Here is a 22,749-nt window from a genome sequence, read left to right as displayed (position 1 = left end):
CAGGGCGAGTTCCGCGCCGGCCGCCTGGCGTGAGCAGCGCAGGGCAGTCATTCGCGCAGCGAATGACCGGGGAGGCGGGTCGCCTTTCTTGCTCACTTCTTTGGCGAAGCAAAGAAGTGAGTCGCCCGCCGGGGCGAAATCCCGGCCAATTCAACGTAAAACAACGGAAAACCAACCAGCAAAGGCACCGACAGACAGACGCAACCGATCGCCCCACGCGACATCAACGGCGCGGCAACCTCTTCCGCGGCACAGCAGAAGGCCGCTCCGGGGCCAGTCCCGGCAAAGCAGGCACCGCCACCTCCCGCCATTCCCCCGGCGCCAGCCCCTCAAGCGTCCACTCACCGATACGCACCCGCAGCAGACGCAAGGTCGGGAAGCCGACCTTCGCAGTCATGCGCCGCACCTGACGGTTCTTGCCCTCCTTGAGCACGATCTCCAGCCAACTGGTGGGAATCGCCTTGCGTTCACGGATCGGCGGGTTGCGCGGCCACAGCCAGGCGGGTTCTTCAGCGAGACGGGCCTGGCAGGGACGGGTGGTGAAGTCGCCGAGATCCACACCGGCGCGCAGGCGGGCCAGGGCGGCTTCGTCGGGGATGCCCTCCACCTGCACCAGGTAGGTCTTGGCCAGCTTGTGGCGAGGATCGGCGATGCGCGCCTGCAGGGCGCCGTCGTCGGTGAGCACCAGCAGGCCCTCGCTGTCGGTGTCGAGGCGGCCGGCGGCGTATACCCCGGGCAGGGAGATGTGATTGGCCAGGGTTTCGCGACCGGCCTCGCCGGTGAACTGGCACAGCACGCCGTAGGGTTTGTTGAAGAGGATCAGCTTGCTCATCGGGGCGGCCTTGAGGGCAGGTCAGAAACGACGAACCCGCCGTTGCCGGCGGGTTCGGGTGATGCGGAGGCGCTGCGCGGTGGTTCAGACCGCGTAGCGGCGCAGGCGCAGGGAGAACTCCTCGAGCTGGCGGATGCCGCTCTGCTCGGCGCGGGCGATCCAGTCCTGGAGCTGCTGCAGCAGCTGCTCGTGGCTGGCGGTGGAGCGGGCCCACAGGGCGGTGAGTTCGTCACGCATCGCCACCACGGTCTGCAGGCGGGTGTTTTCCTTGAGCAGGCTGGCCAGGCGGGTCTTTTCCTCGGCGCACAGCTGGCTCTCGTCGGCCGCCAGCCAGCGGCGCAGCTCACCAGCCTTGAGCTTGCCGCCGGACTGGGCCTTGAGGGCCTCGAACTCGTCCTTGGCGATGGCCTTGAGGGACTGCACGTAGCGGGTCATCACATCGTAGCGGCAGGTGATGATGGCCTGCAGCGTGTCGAAGTCGGCGCGGGCCTTGGCGATGCCGAACTTGGGGGTCGGGATGGTCTTCTTGACCTTGGCGAGGCCGGCCATCTCGAGCAGGCGGATGTACATCCAGCCGATGTCGAACTCGTACCAGCGGGCCGACAGCTTGGCCGAGGTGGCAAAGGAGTGGTGGTTGTTGTGGAGCTCCTCGCCGCCGATCAGGATGCCCCAGGGCACCAGATTGGTGGAGGCGTCGGCGCAGTTGTAGTTGCGGTAGCCCCAGAAATGCCCCAGGCCGTTGATGACACCGGCCGCCCAGAAGGGGATCCAGATCATCTGCACGCCCCAGATCAGCACGCCCGGCCAGATGCCGAACATGGCCAGGTCGGCGGCCAGCATGATGACGATGCCGCTCTTGGGGAAGCGGGAGAAGATGCTGCGCTCGAACCAGTCGTCCGGCGTGCCGTGGCCGTAGCGCTGGATGGTTTCGCGGTTACGGGCTTCCTTGACGTAAAGGAAGACGCCGGTCCACAACACCTTGTTGATGCCAAACACCTGGGGGCTGTGGGGATCGTCGGGCGTCTCGCACTTGGCGTGGTGCTTGCGGTGGATGGCCGCCCACTCCTTGGTGACCATGCCGGTGGTGAGCCACAGCCAGGTGCGGAAGAACAGCGCCGGCAGGGCGTGCAGGTCGAGGGAGCGGTGCGCCTGGTGGCGGTGCAGGAAGATGGTGACGGCGGCGATGGTGACGTGGGTCATCGCCAGGGTGACGACAACATAGCCCCACCAGGGCAGATCGATTGAACCGGAGAACATCAGGCCGTGAGTCCTTGAGGAATGGGTGAGCGGATTCTAGTCGAGGCCTTGACCCAAACCAAGGAAAGCCGGACGAAAGCGCCGCTCCTGCGACTTTAGTCCGGTTTACTGTTGTGACAGGGCGACAGCGCCCGCCGTTCCTTCTAACGGCAACCCGGCAGCGGGGTTGAGGATGCGCACTTCACGTTGCGGGAAGGGGATCTCGATGCCCTCCTCCTTGAAACGCCGCCAGATGTCGAGGTTGATCGCCGAGCGGATGCCGAGGGTGCCTTCGGTCGGGTCGCGGATCCAGAAGCCGAGTTGCAGGTTGATGCCGCTGTCGGCAAAGGCCTCGACGAAGGCGCCGGGGCCCGGGTCCTCCATCACGCGGGGCTGCTTGCGGGCGGCTTCGACGAGGATGCTCATGGCCTTGTCGAGATCGGTGGCGTAGCTCACCTGGATCGGCAGGGCGATGCGTACCTTGGGGTCGGTGAAGGTCTCGTTCTGCACCACCGCCCCCACCAGGGTTTCGTTGGGGACGATGGATTCGATCCCGCTCATGCCCTTGAGCACCGTGTAGCGGGTGGTGATCTGGCTGACGATGCCACGCTCGTTGCCCACCGAGATCAGGTTGCCCATGCGGATCGAGCGGTCGAGCAGCAGGATGAAACCGGACACGTAATTGGCGGCGATCTTCTGCATGCCCAGACCAAGGCCGACCCCCAGCGCCCCGCCGAACACCGACAGGGCGGTCAGGTCGATGCCCACCAGGGGCAGGCCGATCGACACCGCCAGCACCAGCAGGAGTGCTTTGGAGAGGCGCGCGAAGACCAGCTTGAGGTTGGCGTCGAGGCCCTCGGTGTTCATCAGGCGGGCTTCCAGCACGCCGGAGATCCACAGGGCCACCAGCACGGTGAGCATCACGGTCAGCACGCCCTGCAGCAGCATCCACAGGTTGAGGTTGGCCTTGCCCACCGAGAAGCTGATCTGCTCCAGGCCGTCGATCACGGCGGGGAGCACGCCAACGATGTGCAGGGCCACCACGGCCCACGCGCCGAAGGCGAAGAAGCGCTCGAAGGAAGCCAGCCAGCCGGCCTTGGGGAAGGCCCGCTTGAGCGCATGCACGGTGAGGCGGATGGCCGCCATGGCCATCAGCAACGGCACCGCCAGCTTGAGCAGATTGACGTGGTGCCACTGGTTCAGCGCGGCGCGGGCCACCACTACCAGAGCGAGCGCCGACAGCGGAAAGATGACCCGGCGCAGGCCCTCCTCGCCAGCGCCACGCAACAACTCCGGATTGGCCTCCCGGCGGCGCCGCAGGATCGTCCGGATCTGCCGCGCGATCAGCCCGGCAAGCAGCAGGCACAGGGCCAGCACCCCGACCTGCCACAGGATGTCGGGCTTCTGCATGTCGTCCCACAAATCAATGAGCAGGTGCGCGATCTGGTTTTCTTCCATCCTCTTTCCTCTTCTGTCCGGGGAGATCGGCAAGCCTGGCGATGCGCCGGGCGTCTGCCCGGTGACGCCGCCAGTTGGCCTGGTAGGCCCGCGCCAGCGGCGGGTTGCCACGCAGGATCAGCAGGTTCTCCGCATTGCTCACCCGGGCCGAGCGGGTGAAGTTGTAAGACCCGGTGGCCACCGCTGCGCGGGACGAGGCCGGGTCGAAGATCATGACTTTGTTGTGGGCGATCTTGTGCCGGTTGTCGGCATACACCGGGATGCCGGCCGCCAGCAGTTCGGGCACCACGCCGGGCGCTGCCTGGCGATTGCTGTCCGCATCGACGATCACCTCAACCCGCACACCGCGGCGATGGGCCGCCGCGAGCCCGCGGGCCAGGGGTTTGCTGGTGAACAGATAGGCCTGCACGAGGATGAGTTCCCGCGCGTCGTCGATGGCCTTGAGCAAGGCGGCCTCGCCATCGGCCCACGGCGAGAAGACCACCTCGATGGTGCCGCGCGCCGCCACCTGGTGCGAGGGCTCCGGCGCCAGCGCCGCGGCCGGTACGGCCATCCCCAGCGCCAGGCCGGCCAGCAGCCCGCGCCAGCCGGTCCCGCGCCAGCCGGTCATCAGGCCTTGCGCTCGAGGACTGCGGCGAAGAAGCCGTCGGTGTCGTGGCTGCGCGGGGTGAGGTGGAGCTGCTCGCCACATTCGATGGTGATGCCCTGCTTGGCGAGCACCTCCTGGGCGTTGAGCGGGGCGAAGCCCTCGTTGGCGGCCAGGAAGGCGGCGACGATGGCTTCGTTCTCCTCGGGCAGCAGGCTGCAGGTGGCGTACACCAGGCGGCCGCCCGGCTTCACCAGGCGCGCGGCGCTGGCCAGGATGGCGGCCTGCTTGACGGTGAGCTCGGCCAGGGCCTCGGGGCTCTGGCGCCACTTCAGGTCGGGGTTGCGGCGCAGGGTACCTAGGCCGCTGCAGGGCGCATCCACCAGCACCCGGTCGAGCTTGCCGGCGAGGCGCTTGACGCGCGGGTCGTTCTCGCTGGCGATCACCACCGGATGCACGTTGGACAGGCCGGAGCGGGCCATCCGCGGCTTGAGCTTGGACAGGCGCTTGTCCGACACGTCGAAGGCATACAGGCGCCCGCTGTTGCGCATCAGCGCACCCAGCAGCAGGGTCTTGCCGCCGGCGCCGGCGCAGAAGTCGGCCACCATCTCGCCGCGCTTGGGTTGCAACAGGTAGCCGAGGAGCTGGCTGCCTTCATCCTGCACTTCGAAGCTGCCGTCCAGGAAGAGCGGGTGCTTCTGCAGCGCCGGCTTGCCTTCGAGGCGCACCGCGGCGGGCGAGAAACGGCCCGGGGCACAGGCGATGCCGTCGGCCTGCAGGCGCGCCACCAGGGCGTCGCGATCGAGCTTGAGGGTGTTCACGCGCAGGTCCAGCGGCGCCGGCCGGTTGAGGCTCTGGGCCAGGGCGATGACCTCTTCGGGCGTCATCGTGGCGAGCAGGCGCTCGGCCAGCCAGTCGGGCAGATCGGCGGTTTCGGCCAGGCTCATCTCGCCGGCTTCACGCCCCTTGATCTCGGTGAAGTAGTCGGTGTCACGCCCGTGCAGGCCTTCGCCGAGCTGGCGCAGGGTGGTGCCTTCGATGCGCGCCAGCCAGGCCAGGATCAGCTGCCGGGTGGAGGCCTCGGGCCCGCACAGGCGCTCGAGGGTGCGCTTGCGGCGCAGCACGCCATATACGGCTTCGGCAACAAAGGCCCGGTCCCGCGCGCCGATCTCGCGCATGTCCCGGAAGTAGCGGGACAGCACCGAGTCGGCGGGGTAATCGAAGCGCAGCACGGAGCGGAGGGCCTGGCTGGCGGACTGGATCTGGGCGGGTGTGATGGTCATGGAATTCCGATACTGAAAAAACCGCCGGCCGCCTGGGCGGCCGGCATGAAGCGATGAATTTTATCTGGGCGCGGCGCGCTGGCCGAGGTCCACACCGGTGGCGACCTGGTCGAGCACGTCGCCGCTCTTGTCGGTGATCTTGAGGCGGACCGGCAGGTTGGCGTAATCCCGGGCGAGCCAGATGTCGATCTTGAGCTCGCCGCGATGCCCCGAACTGCCGAGATGGTAGGCGGAAACGCGGCCGGCGGGCACCTCGATCTCCTCGATGCCGAGGTTCTCGATGACCGAACGCACCGCGCTCTTGCCGGTCACCACCAGCAGCTCGACACGCATCGGCCCTTCCGGCTGCAGGGACAGGTGATGCATCAGCGACAGCACATCCTGGTCGCCCTCGGCCAGCGAGAACTCCCGGCGGCGCTCGCCGGCCACCAGCACGACCTGCGCGGTGGACCAGTCGAAATCGGCGCGCTCCTTGAGCTTGCCGTCCCGCTCGACGGTGAACTTCTCGGGCTGCAGGCCACGCGGGCCGATCCGCCCCTCGCTGCGCTGGACCATGCGGAAGGGCTTGAGCAGGCCGATCAGCCCGGAGGTTTCGATGACGGTCTCCATCGAGTAGTGCTCCCGGTCGTGGCTCCACGCATGGGTGGTGCGGCCGATGACGAAGTTCTGTTCGCCGCGGATCACGTTGTACTGGATCTTGCCGGAGGCAGCCCACAGGTCTGCCGGTCCGGGGCCGGGGGGCTTGCTGTCCGGTGTGCCTTCGCGGCCGCCCTGCCCTTCACTGCTTGCCGCAGCCTGCTCAGCGCCGGCATCCTGCGGCGGCGCATCGGGCGCCTTGCCATCGCCGCCCGAGTCGGGCTCGGGGGCCAGCGTGGCCGAGGGCGCGGCGCTGGCGACGGCCTCGGCCGGCGGTGCCGGCTTGCGAGGCCGCGGACGCGGGCGTGGCGGTGGCGCATCGCCGAGCAGCGGGCGCTTGTCGTCCGGGTTGGTGAGGGTCGGCCTGGGCAGGGGCGTCAGGCGGGCGTCGAGCGGCGGCAGCACGGTGGCCTGCTCGGTCGGCACCTGCCAGGCGGGGCCGAACAGGACGAGCACATGCACCACGGCGGAGAGGCCGATGGCGAAGGCAAGAGTCCGGTTGTAGCGGGCACCGACGGCCATCGGAACGTCAGGCTTCGACGGGCGGCACCGTCCAGCCGGTCGGGCCGGCGCTCTCGGCCCTGACGTCCACCCGGCCTGCGGCGTCGATGGACAGGCGGTCGGCAACGAACCAGCTCACCGCCTGGGGATAGATGCGGTGCTCCTGGACCAGCACGCGGGCGGCCAGGGCGTCCTCGTCGTCACCGGGCAGCACCGGCACCACGGCCTGGATCACGATGGGGCCGCAGTCCAGGGTCGGCGTCACGAAGTGCACGGTGGTGCCATGCACCCTCACGCCGGCCTCCAGCGCGCGCTGGTGGGTGTGCAGCCCGGGAAAGGACGGCAGCAGGCTGGGGTGGATGTTGAGCAGGCGGCCGTTGTAGCGGTTGACGAAGCCGTCGGTGAGCACGCGCATGAAGCCGGCCAGCACCACCAGATCGGGAGCCAGCGCGTCGATGCTGTCGGCCAGGGCCGCATCGAAGGCTTCACGGCTCGGGTAGGCCTTGTGGTCCACCACCCGGGTGGGGATGCCATGGCTGGCCGCAAAGGCCAGGCCGCCGGCGTCGGGCCGGTTGGAGATCACCGCGGCGATGCGCGCGCCGGGGATCTGCGCCCGGACGATGGCTTCCATGTTGCTGCCACGGCCGGAGATGAGGATGACGATGTTTTTCATGGTGCGCGATCAGCCCGCCGCCGGGGCACGCCGACTCTTCAGCCAGCCGATGATGATGGGCAGCAGGGAAATGGCAATGATGCCGAGGATGACGATGGAGAGGTTCTTCTTGACCGCCGGGATGTTGCCGAAGTAGTAGCCGAGCCAGGTCAGGGAGAAGATCCAGATGCAGCCGCCGAGGAAGTCGAGGGCCACGAAGCGGGCGTAGGTCATGCGCGCCACACCGGCCACGAAGGGCGCGAAGGTGCGCAGCAGCGGCAAGAAGCGGGCAATGATGATGGTCTTGCCGCCGTGGGTCTCGAAGTAGGCGTGGGTCTTGTCGAAGGCCGAGCGGTTGAAGAGCCGGGAGTTTTCCCAGCGGAAGACCTTGGGCCCGATGGTGTGGCCGATCCAGTAGTTTGTGTTGTCGCCCAGCACCGCGGCGGCCAGCAGCACGGCGCACAGTACGCCGATGTCCATGCCGCCGGTGGCGGCGAGGGCGCCGGCCACGAAGAGCAGGGAGTCACCGGGCAGGAAGGGGAACACCACCAGCCCTGTCTCGCAGAAGATGATCAGGAAGAGGATGGCGTAGATCCAGGTGCCATACTCGGCGGTCAGGGCCGCCAGGTGCACGTCGAGGTGCAGGATGATGTCGATGAAAGCGGTGATGAGTTCCATTGCCGCACTGCAGAAATGTGGGTGCGACATGATACCGGAGACGAGCCCGGACCGTGCGCTGCAACATACCGACACCTTCCTGCGCGGAAGGATGCCCGGCAGCGTGACATATGCGCGTTGCCCCTGCGCGGGGCTCCATGTTACTAATGCCGGTTATGCAAACTGCAGGCTCCGCGGCGCGTGGCCGCAGAGGCGCGGGCATGCGCAGGAGCCTGCCCGCAACGATCCCGAAAGGTATTCCGTGCCCCCCAGTCTGTCAGTCGTCATCCCCTGCTACCGCTCCCGGGCCACCCTGCCCGAACTCCACGCCCGCCTGATCGCCGCACTCGAGCCCCTGGGCGGCCCGCTGGAGATCGTCCTGGTGGAGGACTGCGGCGGTGACGACACCTGGGAGGTGATCCAGGACCTGGCGCGGCGCGACCCGCAGGTCCGCGGCATCAAGCTGGCGCGCAACTACGGCCAGCACAACGCGCTGCTGTGCGGCATCCGGGCAGCCCGCCACGAAGTGATCGTCACCATCGACGATGACCTGCAGAACCCCCCCGAGGAGATCCCCAAGCTGCTCGCCCGGCTGGCCGAAGGCCACGACGTGGTGTACGGCTCGCCGGCCAAGGAGACCCACGGTTTCTTCCGGGACATGGCCTCGCGCGTCACCAAACTCGCCCTGCAGGGTGCCATGGGTGTCGAATCGGCCAGCAAGGTGAGCGCCTTCCGGGCCTTCCGGGCCCGCCTGCGCGAGGCTTTTGCCGACTACCGCAGCCCGTCGGTGAACCTCGACGTGCTGTTGACCTGGGGCAGTACCCGCTTTGCTTCCGTCGCGGTGCGCCAGGACGACCGCACGGTCGGCGACTCCGGCTACACCCTGAGGAAGCTGATCAACCACGCCATCAACATGATGACCGGCTTCTCGGTGCTGCCCCTGCAGATCGCCAGCGTGCTGGGCATCACCTTCGGGGTCTTCGGCCTGCTGATCCTCGCCTACGTGCTGGTGCGCTACCTGATCTCCGGCAGCGCGGTGCCCGGCTTCACCTTCCTGGCCTCGATCATCACCATCTTCTCGGGGGTGCAGCTGTTCGCCCTCGGCGTCTTCGGGGAATACCTCGCGCGCATGCACTTCCGCTCGATGGAACGCCCGCCCTACACCACCCAGCACGACACCCGCCTGCCCCGGGAGGGCGACATCCATGCCTGACACCCCCTCCCCCGCCGCCGGCCACATCGACACCCCCGCACTTGAACTGGCGTGGTCCGAGGCCCCCTGGGACAGCGTGCTGTTTGGCGCGCCGGTCCTGCAGATCAACACCCTGGCCGTCCGCGGCGCCGGCGCCGCGGAGGCGGCCCGATCCTTCGTGGAGGAACGCGACCGGCTCGGCACCCGGCTGGTCAGCTGCCGCCTGCCCCACGACCGGCTGGCCGAGTCGATGCTGCTCGAAGACCTGGGCTTCCGCTTCATCGAGATGCTCTACCAGCCCAGCCTCGACCTGGCCGGCCCGGCGGGCGCCGATACGGGCCTGACGGTGAGCCGGGCCACCGCGGCCGACCTGCCCGACATGCTGGACACCGCCGGTGCCGCCTTCGGCAACGAGCGCTTCCACATGGACCCGCGGCTGCCTTCCGCCCTGGGCGACCTGCGCTACCAGAACTGGGTGAAGAACACCCTGGCCCACCCCTCGCAGCAGCTCTTCGCGATCCGCGACGGCGACGCCCAGGTGGCCTTCTTCATCACCGAAGACCTTCCCGGCGGGGTGTGCTACTGGCACCTCACCGCCATCGCCCCCCGGCTGCAGGGCCAGGGCTACGGGCGGCGGACCTGGGAGGCGATGATCGAACACGCCCGCCGCAACGGCGCCGGGCAGATCCGCACCAGCATCGTGGCGCGCAACCACCGGGTGCTCAACCTCTACGCAAGGCTGGGCTTCCGCTTCCCGCCGCCGCAGATGACCTTCCACTGGGTGGCCGGCGCGTGAAGGGCACGCTTGGACAGCTCCTGCGCTACGGGCTGGTCGGGCTCGCCTCCAACGGCGTCCTCTACCTGGCCTACCTGGCGCTCACCAGCGTCGGCGTCGGCGCCAAGCTCGCCATGAGCCTGCTCTACGCCGTGGGGGTGGCCCAGACCTTCTTCTTCAACAAGCGCTGGTCCTTTCGCCACGAGGGCGCCCACCGGGCCACCTTCGTGCGCTACTGCGCCAGCTATGCCATCGGCTACGCGGTCAACCTGGCCGCCCTCCACCTGCTGGTGGACCGCCTCGGCCTGCCCCACCAGGTCGTGCAGGGCGTGATGATCCTGGTGATCGCCGCCCTCCTCTTCCTGCTGCAGAAGCTCTGGGTCTTCCGGACCGACTCCTCCACGCCAACCGCCCATCCGACGCGCTCATGAACATCCCTTTCAACAAGCCCTACATGACGGGCAAGGAACTCTGGAACATCGCCCAGGCCCACGCCAACGGCCACCTCGCCGGCGATGGCAGCTTCACCAAGCGCTGCTCGCGCTGGCTCGAGGCGCGCACCGGGACGAGCAAGGCCCTGCTCACCCACTCGTGCACGGCCGCCCTCGAGATGTCCGCCATCCTGGCCGACATCCAGCCCGGCGACGAGGTCATCATGCCCTCGTACACCTTCGTATCCACGGCCAATGCCTTCGCCCTGCGGGGTGCGGTGCCGGTGTTCGTGGACATCCGGCCCGACACCCTCAACATCGACGAGACACAGATCGAAGCCGCCATCACGCCGCGCACCAAGGCCATCGTCCCGGTGCATTACGCGGGCGTCGGCTGCGAGATGGACACCATCATGGCCATCGCCAACCGGCACAACCTGCTGGTGGTGGAAGACGCCGCCCAGGCGGTGATGGCCAGCTACAAGGGGCGCCCCCTCGGCTCCATCGGCCACATGGGCGCCCTGTCCTTCCACGAGACCAAGAACATCATCTCCGGTGAGGGCGGCGCGCTGCTGGCCAACGGGCTGCAGTTCGCCGAGCGGGCCGAGATCATCCGCGAGAAGGGCACCAACCGCTCCCAGTTCTTCCGCGGTCAGGTGGACAAATACACCTGGATGGACATCGGCTCGTCCTACCTGCCGGGCGAGATCATCGCCGCCTTCCTCGCCGCCCAGATCGACGAGGCCGACGAGATCACCCGCCAGCGCCTGGCCATCTGGACGACCTACCACCAGTGGCTGGCCGATGCCGAGAGATCCGGCAAGCTGCGCCGCCCCATCGTGCCGACCCACTGCCAGCACAACGCGCACATGTACTACGTACTGCTGCCCGACCTGGAGCACCGCACGGCCTTCATCGAGCGCCTGCGCCAGGCCGGCGTGCACTCGGTGTTCCACTACATCCCCCTGCACAACGCCCCTGCCGGCCAGCGCTACGGCCGCGCCCATGGCGAACTGCCGGTCACCACCGAGATGGCCGACCGCCTGGTGCGCCTGCCCCTGTGGATCGGTCTGGAGGAACACCAGGCGCAGGTCATCCAGCACGTGCTGGAGGCCCTGTGAGCGGCTACCGGGCCGATGCCCGGAGCGCGGACCACGCAGCTTCCGGCCTGGCCCTGGCGGCGCTGCTGGCCCTCGCCGTGGCGGTCCGCCTGTTCTTCTACACCGGCTTCTTCGGGTCGGATGAGCTTACCTACGTGGAGTCGGCCCTGCGCATCGCGGCTGGCGACTTCACCCCGTCCAGCTACATCGGCGCCATCCGCTACGGCCTCCAGCTCCCCATGGCGGGCTTTGCAGCGCTGTTCGGCCCCAGTGAGTCGGCCCTCAACCTGTGGCCCTTCCTGTGCTCCATCACCGAGGTGGCCCTGGTTGCCACCCTCGGCCGCCACCTGGTGGGCACCCGTGCAGCGCTGATTGCCGGCCTTGTTCTGGCGGTGCTGCCCCTGCATGTGCATTTCGCCGGCCGCCTGATGGCCGATGCGCCGCTGGCCCTGTGCCTCAGCGCCAGCTTCCTGCTGTTCTGGCGCGGACAGCAGCGGGACTCGACACCGACCTTTCTGCTGGCCGGGCTGGCTGCCGGCCTGTCCTTCTGGGTCAAGGAGGTCACCACCCTGTACCTCGCGGTCTTCCTCGCCTACCCCCTGCTGTTCCGCTGCTGGAACTGGAAATGGCTGTGGATGCTGGGCGGCTTCGCCCTGATGGTGGGCGCCAACCTGCTGCTGTTCTTCGTGCTCACCGGCGACCCGCTCTACGTCCTGCGCATTGCCGGCTCCGCCGCGGCCGACTACGCAGCCAGCTCCGGCCGCTTCGCGGGTGTTGCCAACGACTCCGCCGCCACCTACTACCTCGACTACTTCTTTCTCAAGGTCTACCACTCCTGGCTGCTCGGCCCCCTGGCCCTGCTCGGGCTGGCGTGCCTGTGGCGGCAGCGCAGCGATGCGGCCGGCAGCGGTGGCAGATTCGTGGCCTTGTGGGCGATCGGCCTGCTGGCCCTGTTCTCCCTGCTGCCGGTCTCCCTGCACCCGCTCAAGCTGATCAGCAAGCAGGTCAACTACATGCTGATGTTCGCAGCCCCCCTGGCCCTGCTCGCCGCGGTGTTCATCTCACGCCTGCGGGGGGCAGCCCTGGGCATGGCGCTGGTCTTGATCGTGCTGCCCAGCCTGCTGCTGGGCGCGCTGGAAAGAAACACCGTGGCGGTGTTCACCGCCAACGCCAAGGGCGCCGTCGAACTGGCCCGCAAGCTCAAGGCCGAAGACCAGGTTTACGGCCCGGTCAGCGCCGAGAAGGCGGCCTACTTCGACAGCATGGTGCGCCCCGGCGGCGATCCGGTGAAGATCCTCCTGCTGGCCGACCTGCGCGAAGCCAAGATCCAGCCGGCGCCAGGGCGGGGCATCATCGCCATCGTCGATCCGACACCCTCGTCACCGGAGGGCAGCGCCGTGCCGGCCTGCTGGCAGCCCCTCGGCCCCCTGCAGGCGGTCACCGAAACCCGCCTGAGCGGCCTGTTCCACGCCATGGCCCGTGCCGCGGGCCTGCTGCCCGGCAGCCTGGGCAGCAAGATGGCCGGCAAGCTGACGGAACTGGTCGAGCCTGCACCGGCGCAGGTCTATCGCATCCCCGACGCCAGCAAGGTGCGCTGCCCGGGCTGACACAGCACCCTCACGGGCCCGGCCTCTTCCTGACGAGGCCGGGCCCGCGTGATCAGGCCAGCGCCTTGCCGATGATCTCGGTGACATCCGGCGACAGGCCTTCGGCTCCCGCCACCTGCTCCAGCACCACCCGGATGCGGGCCTGGATGGCCGGCGTGAACTTGCGCCAGCCTTCCAGCGCGCGGGCCATGCGCGAGGCCACCTGCGGGTTGTTGCGGTCGAGGGCCACCACCTGCTCGGCCCAGAAGGCGTAGCCGGCGCCATCCTCCCGGTGGAACTCCGCGGCGTTGGCCTTGAAGTAGCCCCCCAGCAGCGAGTACACCTTGTTGGGGTTGGACAGGCTGAAGGCCGGGTTGTCCATCAGGGCGCGGACCCGCTCAAGGGTGGCCGGCGCATCCGCGGACCAGCGCCAGGCGCAGGCCTGCAGCAGGAACCACTTGTCCAGCACCAGGGCGTCGTCCTTGTAGCGCTCGTGGAAGGCCTCGAGGGCCTCCAGGCGTTCCGGCGCATCGCTCTGCACCAGGGCGGCCAGGGCGCCGTAGCGCTCGGTCATGTTGCCGGCGGTCTTGAACTGGAGGCTGGCCAGCTGCACCGCGGTCGGCCCGCCCCAGGCCATCATGTAGCGCAGGCACAGGTTGCGCAGGGCGCGCTTGCCGGCATCGGCCGGGTGATAGCGGTATTCGCCGTCCACCTCCAGGTCCATGTAGCGGGCCAGGAAGTCGCCCTGCAGGGCCTGGCCCAGCTCACGGCTCAGGTGGATCAGCGCGGCGCGCAGCGGGGCCGGATCGGCCGGCTGCATGCGCTCGAGCAGGTAGGCCTCGGAGGGCAGCGCGAGGGTTTCGGCGACGAAGGCTGGATCCAGGCTGGCATTGACCAGCAGCGCCCGGAAGGCGTGGCCGAAGGCCTGGGGCACTTCCATCGGACGGCCGGCGGCTGCCTCGGCGGCGAGGGCCAGGGCCACCCGCTCCATGTAGCGCTGGGCGGCATCCCAGCGGTTGAAGGGGTCGCTGTCGTGGGCCATGCGGAAGGCCAGGCGGGCGTCGTCCTCGACGACGTCGAGGATCACCGGGGCGGAGTAGCCGCGCAGCAACGAGGGCACCGGCTCGGCATCAATGCCCGTGAAGCGCCAGGTCTGGCTGGCGTCCTTGAGCTCCAGCACGCGGGTGGAGTCGCCGGCGTGGGCCTCGCCCTCCAGCTGCAGGGGCAGGTCGACACCGTCCGCGCCGATCAGGCCCACGGCCACCGGGATGTGCAGGGGCAGCTTGTCCGCCTGGCCCGGGGTCGCCGGGGTGCTCTGGCTGAGGGTCAGGCTGTAACTGCGGCCGGCCGGGTCATACACCCCCTCGGCCTTGAGGCGCGGCGTGCCGGCCTGGCTGTACCAGCGCATGAAACGGTCCAGGTCGGCACCATTGGCCTCGGCCATGCAGCCCACGAAGTCGTCGCAGGTCACGGCCTGGCCGTCATGGTAGGAGAAATACAGGTCCATGCCGTTGCGGAAGCCCTCGCGCCCAAGCAGGGTGTGCAGCATGCGGATGACTTCGGCGCCCTTCTGATACACCGTGGCGGTGTAGAAGTTGTTGATCTCCTGGTAGCTGTCCGGGCGGATCGGGTGCGCCATAGGGCCCGCGTCCTCGGGGAACTGGCCACCGCGCAGCCCGCGCACGTTGGCGATGCGGGTCACCGCTCGGGCGGAGGCGGCGGCATCCGGCGAGTCGGAGGCCCGGGCCATCATGTCGGCAGTGAACTGCTGGTCGCGGAAGACGGTGAGGCCTTCCTTGAGGGTGAGCTGGAACCAGTCGCGGCAGGTGACCCGGTTGCCGGTCCAGTTGTGGAAGTATTCGTGGGCCACCACGCTTTCGACGTTCTCGAAATCCAGATCGGTGCCGGTCTCGGGGTTGGCCAGCACGTACTTGGTGTTGAAGATGTTGAGGCCCTTGTTCTCCATGGCCCCCATGTTGAAGTCGGACACAGCGACGATCATGAAGCGGTCGAGATCCAGCTCCAGGCCGAACACCTCTTCGTCCCAGCGCATGGAGTGGATCAGCGAATCCATGGCGTGGCCGACCCGGTCAAGATCACGCTCCTCCACCCACACCTGCAGCAACACCTCTCGGCCAGAGGCGGTGTCCACCTTGCGCTCCAGCGCCTTGAGGTCGGCCGCCACCAGGGCGAACAGGTAGGAGGGCTTGGGGAAGGGGTCCTCCCAGCGGGCGAAGTGGCGGCCGTTGGGCAGGTTGCCCGTCTCGAGCAGGTTGCCGTTGGACAGCAGCACCGGGCACGCCGCGGCATCGGCTTCCAGCCGCACGGTGTAGCGGGCCATGATGTCCGGCCGGTCGGGGAAGTAGGTGATGCTGCGGAAGCCCTCCGCCTCGCACTGGGTGTAGTAGCCGCCCCGGGACTGGTAGAGGCCCGACAGGGTGAGGTTGGCGGAGGGATCGATGCGGGTCACGATGTCCAGCACCACGCGCTCGGCCGACACATCAAGCTCCAGCCCGGAATCGGTCTTGCGCAGCTGGCCGGCGGCCGGCTCGGCGCCGTCGATGTGCAGGGACAGCAGTTCGAGCCCCTCGCCGAACAACACGATGGGGCCGGCCGGCGCATCCGGGTTGCGCACGCAGACCAGGCGGCTGCTGACCTGGGTGGCCTTGGGATCGAGAAGGAAATCCAGGTCGACGGTTTCTACGCCGTAGGCCAGAGGCTGGTAGGCCTCGCGCCGGACGGGGGTGCCTTGTTGGGTACGCATGGGGGGAGTCCTTGTGGGTTCTTCTGCAAGGACGGGATTTTAGCCCGAGCGGCTCCCCCTGAGCCCCCCTCAGCCACTATCCGTACGATCCTCCGCTGCCCGGACCAACCCCATCGTCCGGAGCCACTCAACGGACAGCTGCTCGGCGGACAAACTCCGCTGCCCGCCTCCGCCCTGCTCCGACGAATGCCAGAACACATACTCCACATCACCCACCGGCACTCCGAAGCTGCTGTACACGGCCGGCATGATGGGCACGTGGTCCCCATACCAGCACAGGCCCACCGCCCGCGGCGAGGCGTCGGCAGCCCGGCGCAGGCGCTCGATCATCCGGTCCGCGTTGCGCAGATGGCGCAGGTAGATGGTCAGATCCTCGCACCCTGCGGGCGGGGGCGTGCTGTAGAGCTCCGCCTCGTCGGATGGCCCGACCCGCTCGAGATGCAGCGGGCCGTGGTTCTCCATGGTGATGACAAAGATGAAGACCGGCCCTTGCGCCGCATCGAGCAGGCTGGCGACCCGTTCCGCCACTGCGGCGTCGCCCACGTAGGGCCCGGATCGCCCAGCTCCGGCAAAGGCCCGGATATCCTCGAAAACGTCGAAACCCAAGCCCGGATAGACCCGGTCCCTCAGATAAAAGCTGGCCGGATAGGGATGGATGCAGACCGTCCGGTAGCCCAAGCGCCTCAGGAAGGTGGCAATCGACGACACGTCCCACCCGGCGGCCAGGGCCCGATAGGGGTTGAAGCGGTGCACCCCCAGCGTGTCCTGAGCGATCCCCGCCAGAAAGGCAAACTCGGTGCGCACCGTGTTGGCCCCCCAGGCCGGGACAGCGAGCCTGCCATGCATCACGGCATCTGCCTTGAGGGCATCGTAACGGGCCAGCACTTCGGGCCGGATCCCCGGGTACAGCGCCCGGGCGTCAAAGAATGACTCGCTCTGCACGGCAACCAGATGGGGCAGACCTTCTGGCCTGGCCAGCCCGGCGGCCCCCTCGAAGGGCGAACGCGCACGCGGCAGACGCCGCCCCTCCAGGCCATAGCGCCACAGGCTGGCGAACAGTCCGAGGGCCCGCACATCCCGCTCGGGATCGAAGCTGACCGGCAGGAAGCTCCGCCGCCCTGCCAAACAGAGCAGGAGCACGGCAGCCCCCAGCACCGTGGTCCCCCCCCCCAACTGCCCTGACCAGGCCAGGCGATCAGGCGGTACCGCCTCCCCCCACAGCCCTACCCCCACCGCCAGCGCAAAACCGGTCACCGCAGCCAGGAAGCGCCCCCACCCCAGGAAAGGAATGTAAAGCCGCGGATGGCGGATGGCATCGGTGAAATACTCGTAATCCTGGAACACAAAGGGCTCGCGCAGCGCCTTGACCTTGGCGTTATTGACCTGCACCAGCAGCAGCACGAGGGCAGTCACCCCGCAAGCGGCAAACCACGGCCGCCCCAGGGGGGCGAGCAACACGCCGTAGGCGGCCAGCCACAGTCCGCAGTGCACCGCCCAGGCCGGCCACGGCCGGCCACGGTCTGGCTGCGGCCGCAACATGCGCTCGAGCACCAGTGAAGCCAGCACCCCCGCGCCTGCGGCCTGCAGCACCACGTCAAAAGCACGCTCAACGCCCATAGCCCAGCCAACCGAGAATCCGCTGCGACACCCCTGCCGGCAGCACAGCAAGAAACCAGCTTCCCAGATTCAATGGAAATGGAAAGCTGATCCTGGCCTGATTGCGGGCCAGCCCATGACGGATGGCCCGTGCCGCACGCGCTGCCGACCACAGGAAGGGCTTCGGCCCCGGCATCGCCTCGCACATCGGCGACTCCACATAGCCGGGCATGACGACGTTCACCTCGACACCCTCGGCCACCAGCCAGCCCCGCAGCGCCTCTCCGTAGGCCTTCAACGCCGCCTTGGTGGCGCAATAGGTGGGGGTCACGGGCAGCCCGAAGTAGGCGGCAAGTGAGCTCATCAGGGCGATCTGCCCCCTGCCCCGCCGGCGCATCGCCGGCAGCACGGCATCCACCGTCGCCATCGCCGCCAGCAGATTCACCTCGATCAAGGCCCGCGCCTCGCCCGCACTCTCGCCCCGGCCGTCGGGGCCGATGCTGGCGTTCAGACCCGCATTCACTATCACCAGGTCGAGGGCCTCGGCTTCGGCCAGCGGCACCAGCCAACGGGCCAGGGCCTGGGCATCCCGCAGGTCCAGGGCCTGGGTGAGCACGCGGGCCCCCCGCGCCTCGCAGGCCGCAGCCAGCTCCGCCAGGGTGCCGCTGCGACGCCCCTGCAGGATCAGGCGGTAACCGGGGCTCGCGTACTCCAGCGCCAGAGCCTGCCCTATGCCGCCTGTCGCCCCGGTGATGAGGATGGTGCGCGGAGCCTTCATAGCAGGGCCTCGAGGGGCGACCGCGCGGCGGTGAGCACCCGCGCGCTGTTGTCCACCGCCAGGGCGATGCCCTTCGGGCAGTAAAACCCCCCATTCACCTGGGTAGCGTGCATCACCACCCGTCGAAAGCGGGCAAACAGTTCGCGATCGGGGCCTTCCGAGTCCCGCCAGAACTCGTCCAGCCCCCCCTGGAAGGTCAGGCCCGGCAGGTTGTAGATGGGGTCGGACAGGCTCAGCGTCGGCCGCCCCGCCTCCAGGGCCACCAAGCCCACGGTGCTGTTCACGGTGACCACCCCCTGTGCCCGGTCCACCAGCGCATGCAGGTCACCATCCTCCAGATAGACCGTCCGATCCTCGACCTGGTAGTGCCGCCCGAAGTGCCGGACCTGGCCAGCCAGATCCATGAGGCCCGCATCAAGCGGATGATTCTTGATCACCAGCAGGGCACCGGAGGGCGCATGCCGGGCAAAGGAGGCCATCACATGCTCAATGACCTCACCCATGTGGGCAAAGCGGGAATGGTCACGAATCTGCGCATCGCTGTTCAACTGCAGCGGCAGGAAATAATATGGCCGACCCGCCGCCAGGAGATCCGCCACCCGCCGCCGCTCCCGCTCACGGATGAAGCGCAGGTACACGAACCGCCTGGCATAGCCCGCGTACTCCAGCGGCGCCACGACCGGCGCATGAGAGCGATAGCCCGGAAAAAAGACCGGATTGAGCGCGCCTGCCGCATGGTAGGCCACATCGTGGGCCGCCCGCAGGCTGAAGGGCGTACGGAAATGCACCGGCGCATCCGGCTCCGCCAGGCGCCCCCCCGCATCACGGAACCAGTCAGGATCCCGCGGCAGCAGCGAATGGCCATTGACCCCCTCCCGCTCCAGCGTCACCCAGAAGGGCCGGAAATAGCCCTCCTCGAAAACATGCGTCCGCACTCCGCAAGCCTCGCCATGATCCACCGCCGGCCGATGCACGGGACGACGGTCGCCAAAGAGGATCTGATCGGTGATGCCGTGGTGACGATAGAGGTGGTCGAGGTGGTCGCGCAGGCCGAGCACCTGACCTCGAAAGGCGACAGACTCCTGCCCCCCCCAATAGATCAGATCACCCGCATTGAAGTTTACCTTCAGCACGCCATGCCCCACGGAGCACAACCTCGCGGCAAGCCGATGGAAAAAGGGCGAGCACACTCCCTGTAAGAACAGAAAACGACGCGTCACTGTTTGCTCTCAACCGGCACTCAACGCACACCAACCACGAGGCGCAATATGATCCTGAATAAGCAGCGCCACCAGGGCACAACGTCCCCCGCAGTGGCCTTCCACGCCTGCAGGACGCCCAAGGCATCCTCCGCTGATATACAACGCTCACCACTCCGATCAAAGTACAGCGGGTAAACAAGCAAAGATCCGGCAACCAACTCGTCAATCGTCAATCGACGTGTTCTGCGCGGGCATCGCGCCACATCATGAGTCAGCCCCCAACCTGCATAAAAGGGCAATCCATGACATTGCACGCGCTTACCCCTTAGCAAAGCTTCAAACCCAGTCAGGGATGTCATCACATGCACTTCATCAACCGCATCCAGCATCTCGCTTATAGATACATCGACCACAACCTCATCGCACCAGGTCCGTGCCGAATGCTCATCGATGCCTGCATTTCTCATCCCCGCAACAACATCCGGGTGCGGCTTGTAAATGATGTAATCATCCTTGCACTGAGCTCGGACCGCTCTCAGCAGATCCATGTTCCGCCGTACGCTGACAGCCCCGAAAAAGAGCGAAGCATCTGTCTCCACCTGCCCTATAACCAAGACGCATCGCACACCCGCGGACGGACGTCTCCATGCCCCCCCTGCGATGTTGTATTTGCTCAACCGGGCAGCCACAATCTTCGTACGCAAGTCCCGAGCCCGATCAATCACCACTCCATCAAATTCAGTGCTCTGAAGAATGGACTCGAGTCTCGACGGACGAGTTGCATCAAAATACATACCGCAATCGTCCACCACCCAGGACAGCGGGCGAACCAAATCTGCCCCAAGCCCCACAGATCGCAGGAATCCGTCCTCCACATGAACTACCTGGACATTGGGAGCAAGACCTTCCAAGGAGTCCCGAACCCCCCAAACAACCAACCTGGCTCCTGCAGGTACTTGGGTGACGCTATCGACAAAGCGCACCCTCCCTGGAAAACAAAGTTGCACGTAGGGGCGCTTCCAAGCCGAAAACCGTAGCGCAAAAACCTCTTGCTCAACTTGAGTGAGTAATTTGGTCAATCAGACTCTCAACTACCGAAAAATGCTGCCTCCAATCGGGCGGGGCATAACCAGCCATGCGTTGCAACTGGGCACGTCTCGACACACTATCGTCCGGCAGATACTCGAGAATGTGGCGCTTCCAGCCAAGTCCATCTACCGGATCAAGATAATCGGGAATATCTCCAACAATCTCGCGAAACACCGGCAAATCGCTCGCAATCACAGGCACCCCCAACCTCAAGCTCTCGACCAGCGGCATGCCATACCCCTCGATAAACGATGGAAAGAGCAATGCGCGCGAATGCCCCAGCCAGTTGGCGAGCTCCAAGTCGTCACAACGACTTCGCTCAACAACAACGGCTTGCAACGAGGTGCATCGTTCAAGCAAGTCGACTATTTGCTCGCACTCCCACCCCCGCTGCCCGATAAGAACCAGCTTTGGCGCACCCGGCCCCATCTCCTCAACCAACTGGCGCCAGACATGCAGCAAGAGCAGATGGTTCTTCCTTGGTTCAATGGTTCCAAGCACCACAAAATATGGACCAGAAATATACGACTCCAATGCAGGCCGCCCCAGACTTGCCGGAGCCAATGGCGCAACCTTGCAGGGCGGCATATCAATATCACGTTCGGCAACGTAAGACGTGAGCTCCTCAAGAGTAGCCTGGGAATTGACCAGCAATCCTCTACCCACAGATAGCATCGTCTCGAGCCGTCGATGATGCCTCTCCGCCTCGCCGGGCCTGCAATACTCGGGGTGTGATATCGGTATCAAGTCATGGAGGAAGAACAAAGGCCTCAAGTCCTTTCTTCGAACTTCCTCCACATAGACAGGCTGATCAAGACCGCTATGGCCAGTGTTGAAAAGGAATGCCCCCCTGTGTCTCCGCCATGAGAATGCATATCCTCGCCCGACCGAGCGACGAATAACCCCCATCCGATCCGGAACGTCATTCAGCAATGCATCAAAAAGCAGGGCAGAGCCAAAGTCCCCCAACTCGACCCATCTTCCAGCAAAACGTACCAGCGCTCGCGCTTGAAGAGAAAAATGCCGAATATATTCAAGGCTTACCCTATCAACACCGGTAGGCAGACGCTGCTTAAGCGTGCGATCCACCAGCCGGGTCACGTCTATCAACATGCCTTGAGGAACCCAAGCGCCCAGGAATCATCCAGCCTGAAAAAAAACATCGGCATTTAGCGGCCGATATTCCCAAGACCGGTCGCAGTAAAGACCACCGAAGTCAGGATATTGAGGAATTTTTGCAACTCTGCGGCCGGCGCATTCGACACATACACCACATCCTTGTTCTGCATGGGGAACCCTTGCGCGACGAAGAAACTCCGCGGATCCTTCAAATCAACCCGGTAAATGACAGGAATTTTCCCATCGGGGGTCACAGCCTCATCGCCAGTAGAGCCTCCCAGCACACTCGGATCTTCAAACCGGAAGATGAACACACCTTTTGCATCAGCACGCTCATCCTTCAGGCCACCTGACCGGGCAAGAGCCTGGGCAAGTGAAATCCCCTGCGCCTCAAACTGCACCTCTTCATTTCGCCCTGTAGCCCCGAGAGCAGTGAAACTGAGGGGCTGAAAAAGCGCTGTAACCACGTCACCAGGATAAAGAACTATATTCTGCTTTGGATCCTGAATGATGGTATCCAGGGCCATGGAGTGTACGGAACTGCCACGTGTCAATTGAACCGTCATCTTTCCAACCGGCTGCCTCACTCCCCCCGCAGCCGCAATGGCATCGAGCAATCGCTCACCTTTCGCCGTCAGCGGCATGCGGGTGCTCTGACTCACCTCGCCGACTATGGTCACATTCGAAGTTGCATTCCGTGTAACCCTAACCAAGACTTGCGGCTGGTTAGCCTTGCCCTGAAGCCTACGGGCAATCTCCGCCTCAATCTGTTGAGGTGACTTCCCTGCCGCTGGAATGGCCCCTGCAAATGGGATCCTTATAGTCCCCTGGTGGGAGATCATTTGATCCGGAAAGGTCACCACGCGGGCCGTAGCGGCGCCTGCACGCGGGTCAATCACTGTCGCCCCGAAAAGTGCGGCGGGCGGAGCCTCCCAAACCGACACCTCAATTACATCGCCCGCACCGACGCCGTATCCCACCTCGCGCCGTTCAACAAACGCATCCGAAAACCGCTGCCGACTGTTCGCGGCAATTAGCCTGCGTGCAGCCTTGTCGTCCACATCAACGATCTTGACCGGCAACTCGGGGGTGCTCACCACATCGCGAACTCCATACTTGTTCGCGCCTGACGAAGGAATTGCAGCACAGGACGCAAGACCGGCAATGGCCAGAAATCCAGACAGCACGCACGCCGACAGTTCACGCACTCTTGATGAATTCATATATAAAAATCAGTGAAATTTAACGTTCACGGCAATCGGTGTAATCACACGCC

General features: G+C 66.3%; 20 protein-coding genes. 5 read left to right on the top strand and 15 right to left on the bottom strand.

Annotated elements, in window-relative coordinates; translation table 11 throughout:
- Nucleotides 1-223: 223 nt before the first annotated feature.
- The 8 genes from HHL15_RS09465 to HHL15_RS09430 form a co-directional block, all read right to left on the bottom strand.
- Nucleotides 224-832, bottom strand: coding sequence for a pseudouridine synthase (locus HHL15_RS09465; protein ID WP_169145520.1), 609 nt, complete (start codon nucleotides 830-832; stop codon nucleotides 224-226).
- An 84-nt stretch (nucleotides 833-916) separates the two neighbouring features.
- Nucleotides 917-2,089: a DesA family fatty acid desaturase gene (locus HHL15_RS09460; protein ID WP_169145519.1), complete on the bottom strand. Its 1,173-nt coding sequence runs from the start codon at nucleotides 2,087-2,089 to the stop codon at nucleotides 917-919.
- 105 nt (nucleotides 2,090-2,194) lie between these two features.
- Nucleotides 2,195-3,526 (bottom strand): mechanosensitive ion channel family protein, encoded by a 1,332-nt coding sequence (locus HHL15_RS09455; protein WP_169145518.1) that lies wholly within the window; start codon nucleotides 3,524-3,526, stop codon nucleotides 2,195-2,197.
- Nucleotides 3,492-4,136 carry a phospholipase D family nuclease gene (locus HHL15_RS09450; RefSeq protein ID WP_206198694.1) on the bottom strand — a complete coding sequence of 215 codons (645 nt, stop codon included), beginning with the start codon at nucleotides 4,134-4,136 and terminating at the stop codon, nucleotides 3,492-3,494. Before HHL15_RS09450 ends, HHL15_RS09455 begins: the two co-directional genes overlap by 35 nt.
- Nucleotides 4,136-5,395, bottom strand: coding sequence for an RsmB/NOP family class I SAM-dependent RNA methyltransferase (locus HHL15_RS09445; protein ID WP_169145517.1), 1,260 nt, complete (start codon nucleotides 5,393-5,395; stop codon nucleotides 4,136-4,138). The genes HHL15_RS09450 and HHL15_RS09445 overlap by 1 nt, the downstream gene beginning before the upstream one ends.
- Before the next feature lie 60 nt (nucleotides 5,396-5,455).
- Nucleotides 5,456-6,553 (bottom strand): DUF3108 domain-containing protein, encoded by a 1,098-nt coding sequence (locus HHL15_RS09440; RefSeq protein WP_169145516.1) that lies wholly within the window; start codon nucleotides 6,551-6,553, stop codon nucleotides 5,456-5,458.
- Between the two features lie 7 nt (nucleotides 6,554-6,560).
- Complete coding sequence (gene purN, locus HHL15_RS09435) at nucleotides 6,561-7,205, bottom strand: phosphoribosylglycinamide formyltransferase (RefSeq protein WP_169145515.1); 645 nt, start codon at nucleotides 7,203-7,205, stop codon at nucleotides 6,561-6,563.
- A 9-nt stretch (nucleotides 7,206-7,214) separates the two neighbouring features.
- Entirely contained in the window at nucleotides 7,215-7,862 is a 648-nt protein-coding gene (locus tag HHL15_RS09430) for a DedA family protein (protein WP_169145514.1), read from the bottom strand.
- A gap of 241 nt (nucleotides 7,863-8,103) precedes the next feature.
- Here HHL15_RS09430 and HHL15_RS09425 point away from each other — a divergent pair, with 241 nt between their 5' ends.
- The 5 genes from HHL15_RS09425 to HHL15_RS09405 are packed head-to-tail and all read left to right on the top strand — an operon-like array spanning nucleotide 8,104 to nucleotide 12,946.
- Nucleotides 8,104-9,054, top strand: a complete 951-nt coding sequence (locus tag HHL15_RS09425) for a glycosyltransferase family 2 protein (protein WP_328825015.1) — start codon at nucleotides 8,104-8,106, stop codon at nucleotides 9,052-9,054.
- Entirely contained in the window at nucleotides 9,047-9,829 is a 783-nt protein-coding gene (locus HHL15_RS09420; RefSeq protein WP_169145513.1) for a GNAT family N-acetyltransferase, read from the top strand. Before HHL15_RS09425 ends, HHL15_RS09420 begins: the two co-directional genes overlap by 8 nt.
- Nucleotides 9,826-10,239 carry a GtrA family protein gene (locus HHL15_RS09415; RefSeq protein ID WP_169145512.1) on the top strand — a complete coding sequence of 138 codons (414 nt, stop codon included), beginning with the start codon at nucleotides 9,826-9,828 and terminating at the stop codon, nucleotides 10,237-10,239. Before HHL15_RS09420 ends, HHL15_RS09415 begins: the two co-directional genes overlap by 4 nt.
- On the top strand, nucleotides 10,236-11,360 hold the full coding sequence (gene rffA / locus HHL15_RS09410) for a dTDP-4-amino-4,6-dideoxygalactose transaminase (RefSeq protein WP_169145511.1): 1,125 nt from the start codon (nucleotides 10,236-10,238) through the stop codon (nucleotides 11,358-11,360). The genes HHL15_RS09415 and rffA overlap by 4 nt, the downstream gene beginning before the upstream one ends.
- Nucleotides 11,357-12,946, top strand: a complete 1,590-nt coding sequence (locus HHL15_RS09405; RefSeq protein ID WP_169145510.1) for an ArnT family glycosyltransferase — start codon at nucleotides 11,357-11,359, stop codon at nucleotides 12,944-12,946. The genes rffA and HHL15_RS09405 overlap by 4 nt, the downstream gene beginning before the upstream one ends.
- Before the next feature lie 52 nt (nucleotides 12,947-12,998).
- On the opposite strand, the gene pepN is transcribed toward HHL15_RS09405, so the two are convergent.
- The 7 genes from pepN to HHL15_RS09370 form a co-directional block, all read right to left on the bottom strand.
- Nucleotides 12,999-15,689, bottom strand: coding sequence for an aminopeptidase N (gene pepN, locus HHL15_RS09400; protein WP_169145509.1), 2,691 nt, complete (start codon nucleotides 15,687-15,689; stop codon nucleotides 12,999-13,001).
- A gap of 69 nt (nucleotides 15,690-15,758) precedes the next feature.
- Nucleotides 15,759-17,306 (bottom strand): LTA synthase family protein, encoded by a 1,548-nt coding sequence (locus HHL15_RS09395; protein ID WP_169145508.1) that lies wholly within the window; start codon nucleotides 17,304-17,306, stop codon nucleotides 15,759-15,761.
- Nucleotides 17,296-18,063 carry an SDR family NAD(P)-dependent oxidoreductase gene (locus tag HHL15_RS09390; protein WP_169145507.1) on the bottom strand — a complete coding sequence of 256 codons (768 nt, stop codon included), beginning with the start codon at nucleotides 18,061-18,063 and terminating at the stop codon, nucleotides 17,296-17,298. The genes HHL15_RS09395 and HHL15_RS09390 overlap by 11 nt, the downstream gene beginning before the upstream one ends.
- Nucleotides 18,060-19,196, bottom strand: a complete 1,137-nt coding sequence (locus tag HHL15_RS09385; protein WP_328825014.1) for a capsule biosynthesis protein — start codon at nucleotides 19,194-19,196, stop codon at nucleotides 18,060-18,062. Before HHL15_RS09385 ends, HHL15_RS09390 begins: the two co-directional genes overlap by 4 nt.
- A gap of 107 nt (nucleotides 19,197-19,303) precedes the next feature.
- The gene (locus tag HHL15_RS09380; protein ID WP_169145505.1) at nucleotides 19,304-20,344 is read right to left on the bottom strand and encodes a capsular polysaccharide export protein, LipB/KpsS family; all 1,041 of its coding nucleotides are present in this window, start codon (nucleotides 20,342-20,344) and stop codon (nucleotides 19,304-19,306) included.
- A complete protein-coding gene (locus tag HHL15_RS09375; protein ID WP_169145504.1) occupies nucleotides 20,319-21,467 on the bottom strand; it encodes a glycosyltransferase family 4 protein in 1,149 nt (382 codons plus the stop codon). The genes HHL15_RS09380 and HHL15_RS09375 overlap by 26 nt, the downstream gene beginning before the upstream one ends.
- A gap of 56 nt (nucleotides 21,468-21,523) precedes the next feature.
- Nucleotides 21,524-22,681, bottom strand: coding sequence for a polysaccharide biosynthesis/export family protein (locus HHL15_RS09370; protein ID WP_206198693.1), 1,158 nt, complete (start codon nucleotides 22,679-22,681; stop codon nucleotides 21,524-21,526).
- Nucleotides 22,682-22,749 lie beyond the last annotated feature (68 nt).

Source organism: Zoogloea dura (assembly GCF_012927165.1).
Lineage (GTDB): Bacteria > Pseudomonadota > Gammaproteobacteria > Burkholderiales > Rhodocyclaceae > Zoogloea > Zoogloea dura.
This window is presented reverse-complemented; position numbering and strand designations above follow the sequence as displayed.

What these genes read in the sequence shown, in the direction of transcription:
- HHL15_RS09390 (WP_169145507.1), bottom strand. Translation starts at nt 18,063, where the DNA reads ATGAAGGCTCCGCGCACCATCCTCATCACCGGGGCGACAGGCGGCATA.
- pepN (WP_169145509.1), bottom strand. Translation starts at nt 15,689, where the DNA reads ATGCGTACCCAACAAGGCACCCCCGTCCGGCGCGAGGCCTACCAGCCT.
- HHL15_RS09420 (WP_169145513.1), top strand. Translation starts at nt 9,047, where the DNA reads ATGCCTGACACCCCCTCCCCCGCCGCCGGCCACATCGACACCCCCGCA.
- HHL15_RS09375 (WP_169145504.1), bottom strand. Translation starts at nt 21,467, where the DNA reads ATGTTGATAGACGTGACCCGGCTGGTGGATCGCACGCTTAAGCAGCGT.
- HHL15_RS09395 (WP_169145508.1), bottom strand. Translation starts at nt 17,306, where the DNA reads ATGGGCGTTGAGCGTGCTTTTGACGTGGTGCTGCAGGCCGCAGGCGCG.
- HHL15_RS09465 (WP_169145520.1), bottom strand. Translation starts at nt 832, where the DNA reads ATGAGCAAGCTGATCCTCTTCAACAAACCCTACGGCGTGCTGTGCCAG.
- HHL15_RS09460 (WP_169145519.1), bottom strand. Translation starts at nt 2,089, where the DNA reads ATGTTCTCCGGTTCAATCGATCTGCCCTGGTGGGGCTATGTTGTCGTC.
- HHL15_RS09455 (WP_169145518.1), bottom strand. Translation starts at nt 3,526, where the DNA reads ATGGAAGAAAACCAGATCGCGCACCTGCTCATTGATTTGTGGGACGAC.
- purN (WP_169145515.1), bottom strand. Translation starts at nt 7,205, where the DNA reads ATGAAAAACATCGTCATCCTCATCTCCGGCCGTGGCAGCAACATGGAA.
- HHL15_RS09430 (WP_169145514.1), bottom strand. Translation starts at nt 7,862, where the DNA reads ATGGAACTCATCACCGCTTTCATCGACATCATCCTGCACCTCGACGTG.
- HHL15_RS09450 (WP_206198694.1), bottom strand. Translation starts at nt 4,136, where the DNA reads ATGACCGGCTGGCGCGGGACCGGCTGGCGCGGGCTGCTGGCCGGCCTG.
- rffA (WP_169145511.1), top strand. Translation starts at nt 10,236, where the DNA reads ATGAACATCCCTTTCAACAAGCCCTACATGACGGGCAAGGAACTCTGG.
- HHL15_RS09440 (WP_169145516.1), bottom strand. Translation starts at nt 6,553, where the DNA reads ATGGCCGTCGGTGCCCGCTACAACCGGACTCTTGCCTTCGCCATCGGC.
- HHL15_RS09445 (WP_169145517.1), bottom strand. Translation starts at nt 5,395, where the DNA reads ATGACCATCACACCCGCCCAGATCCAGTCCGCCAGCCAGGCCCTCCGC.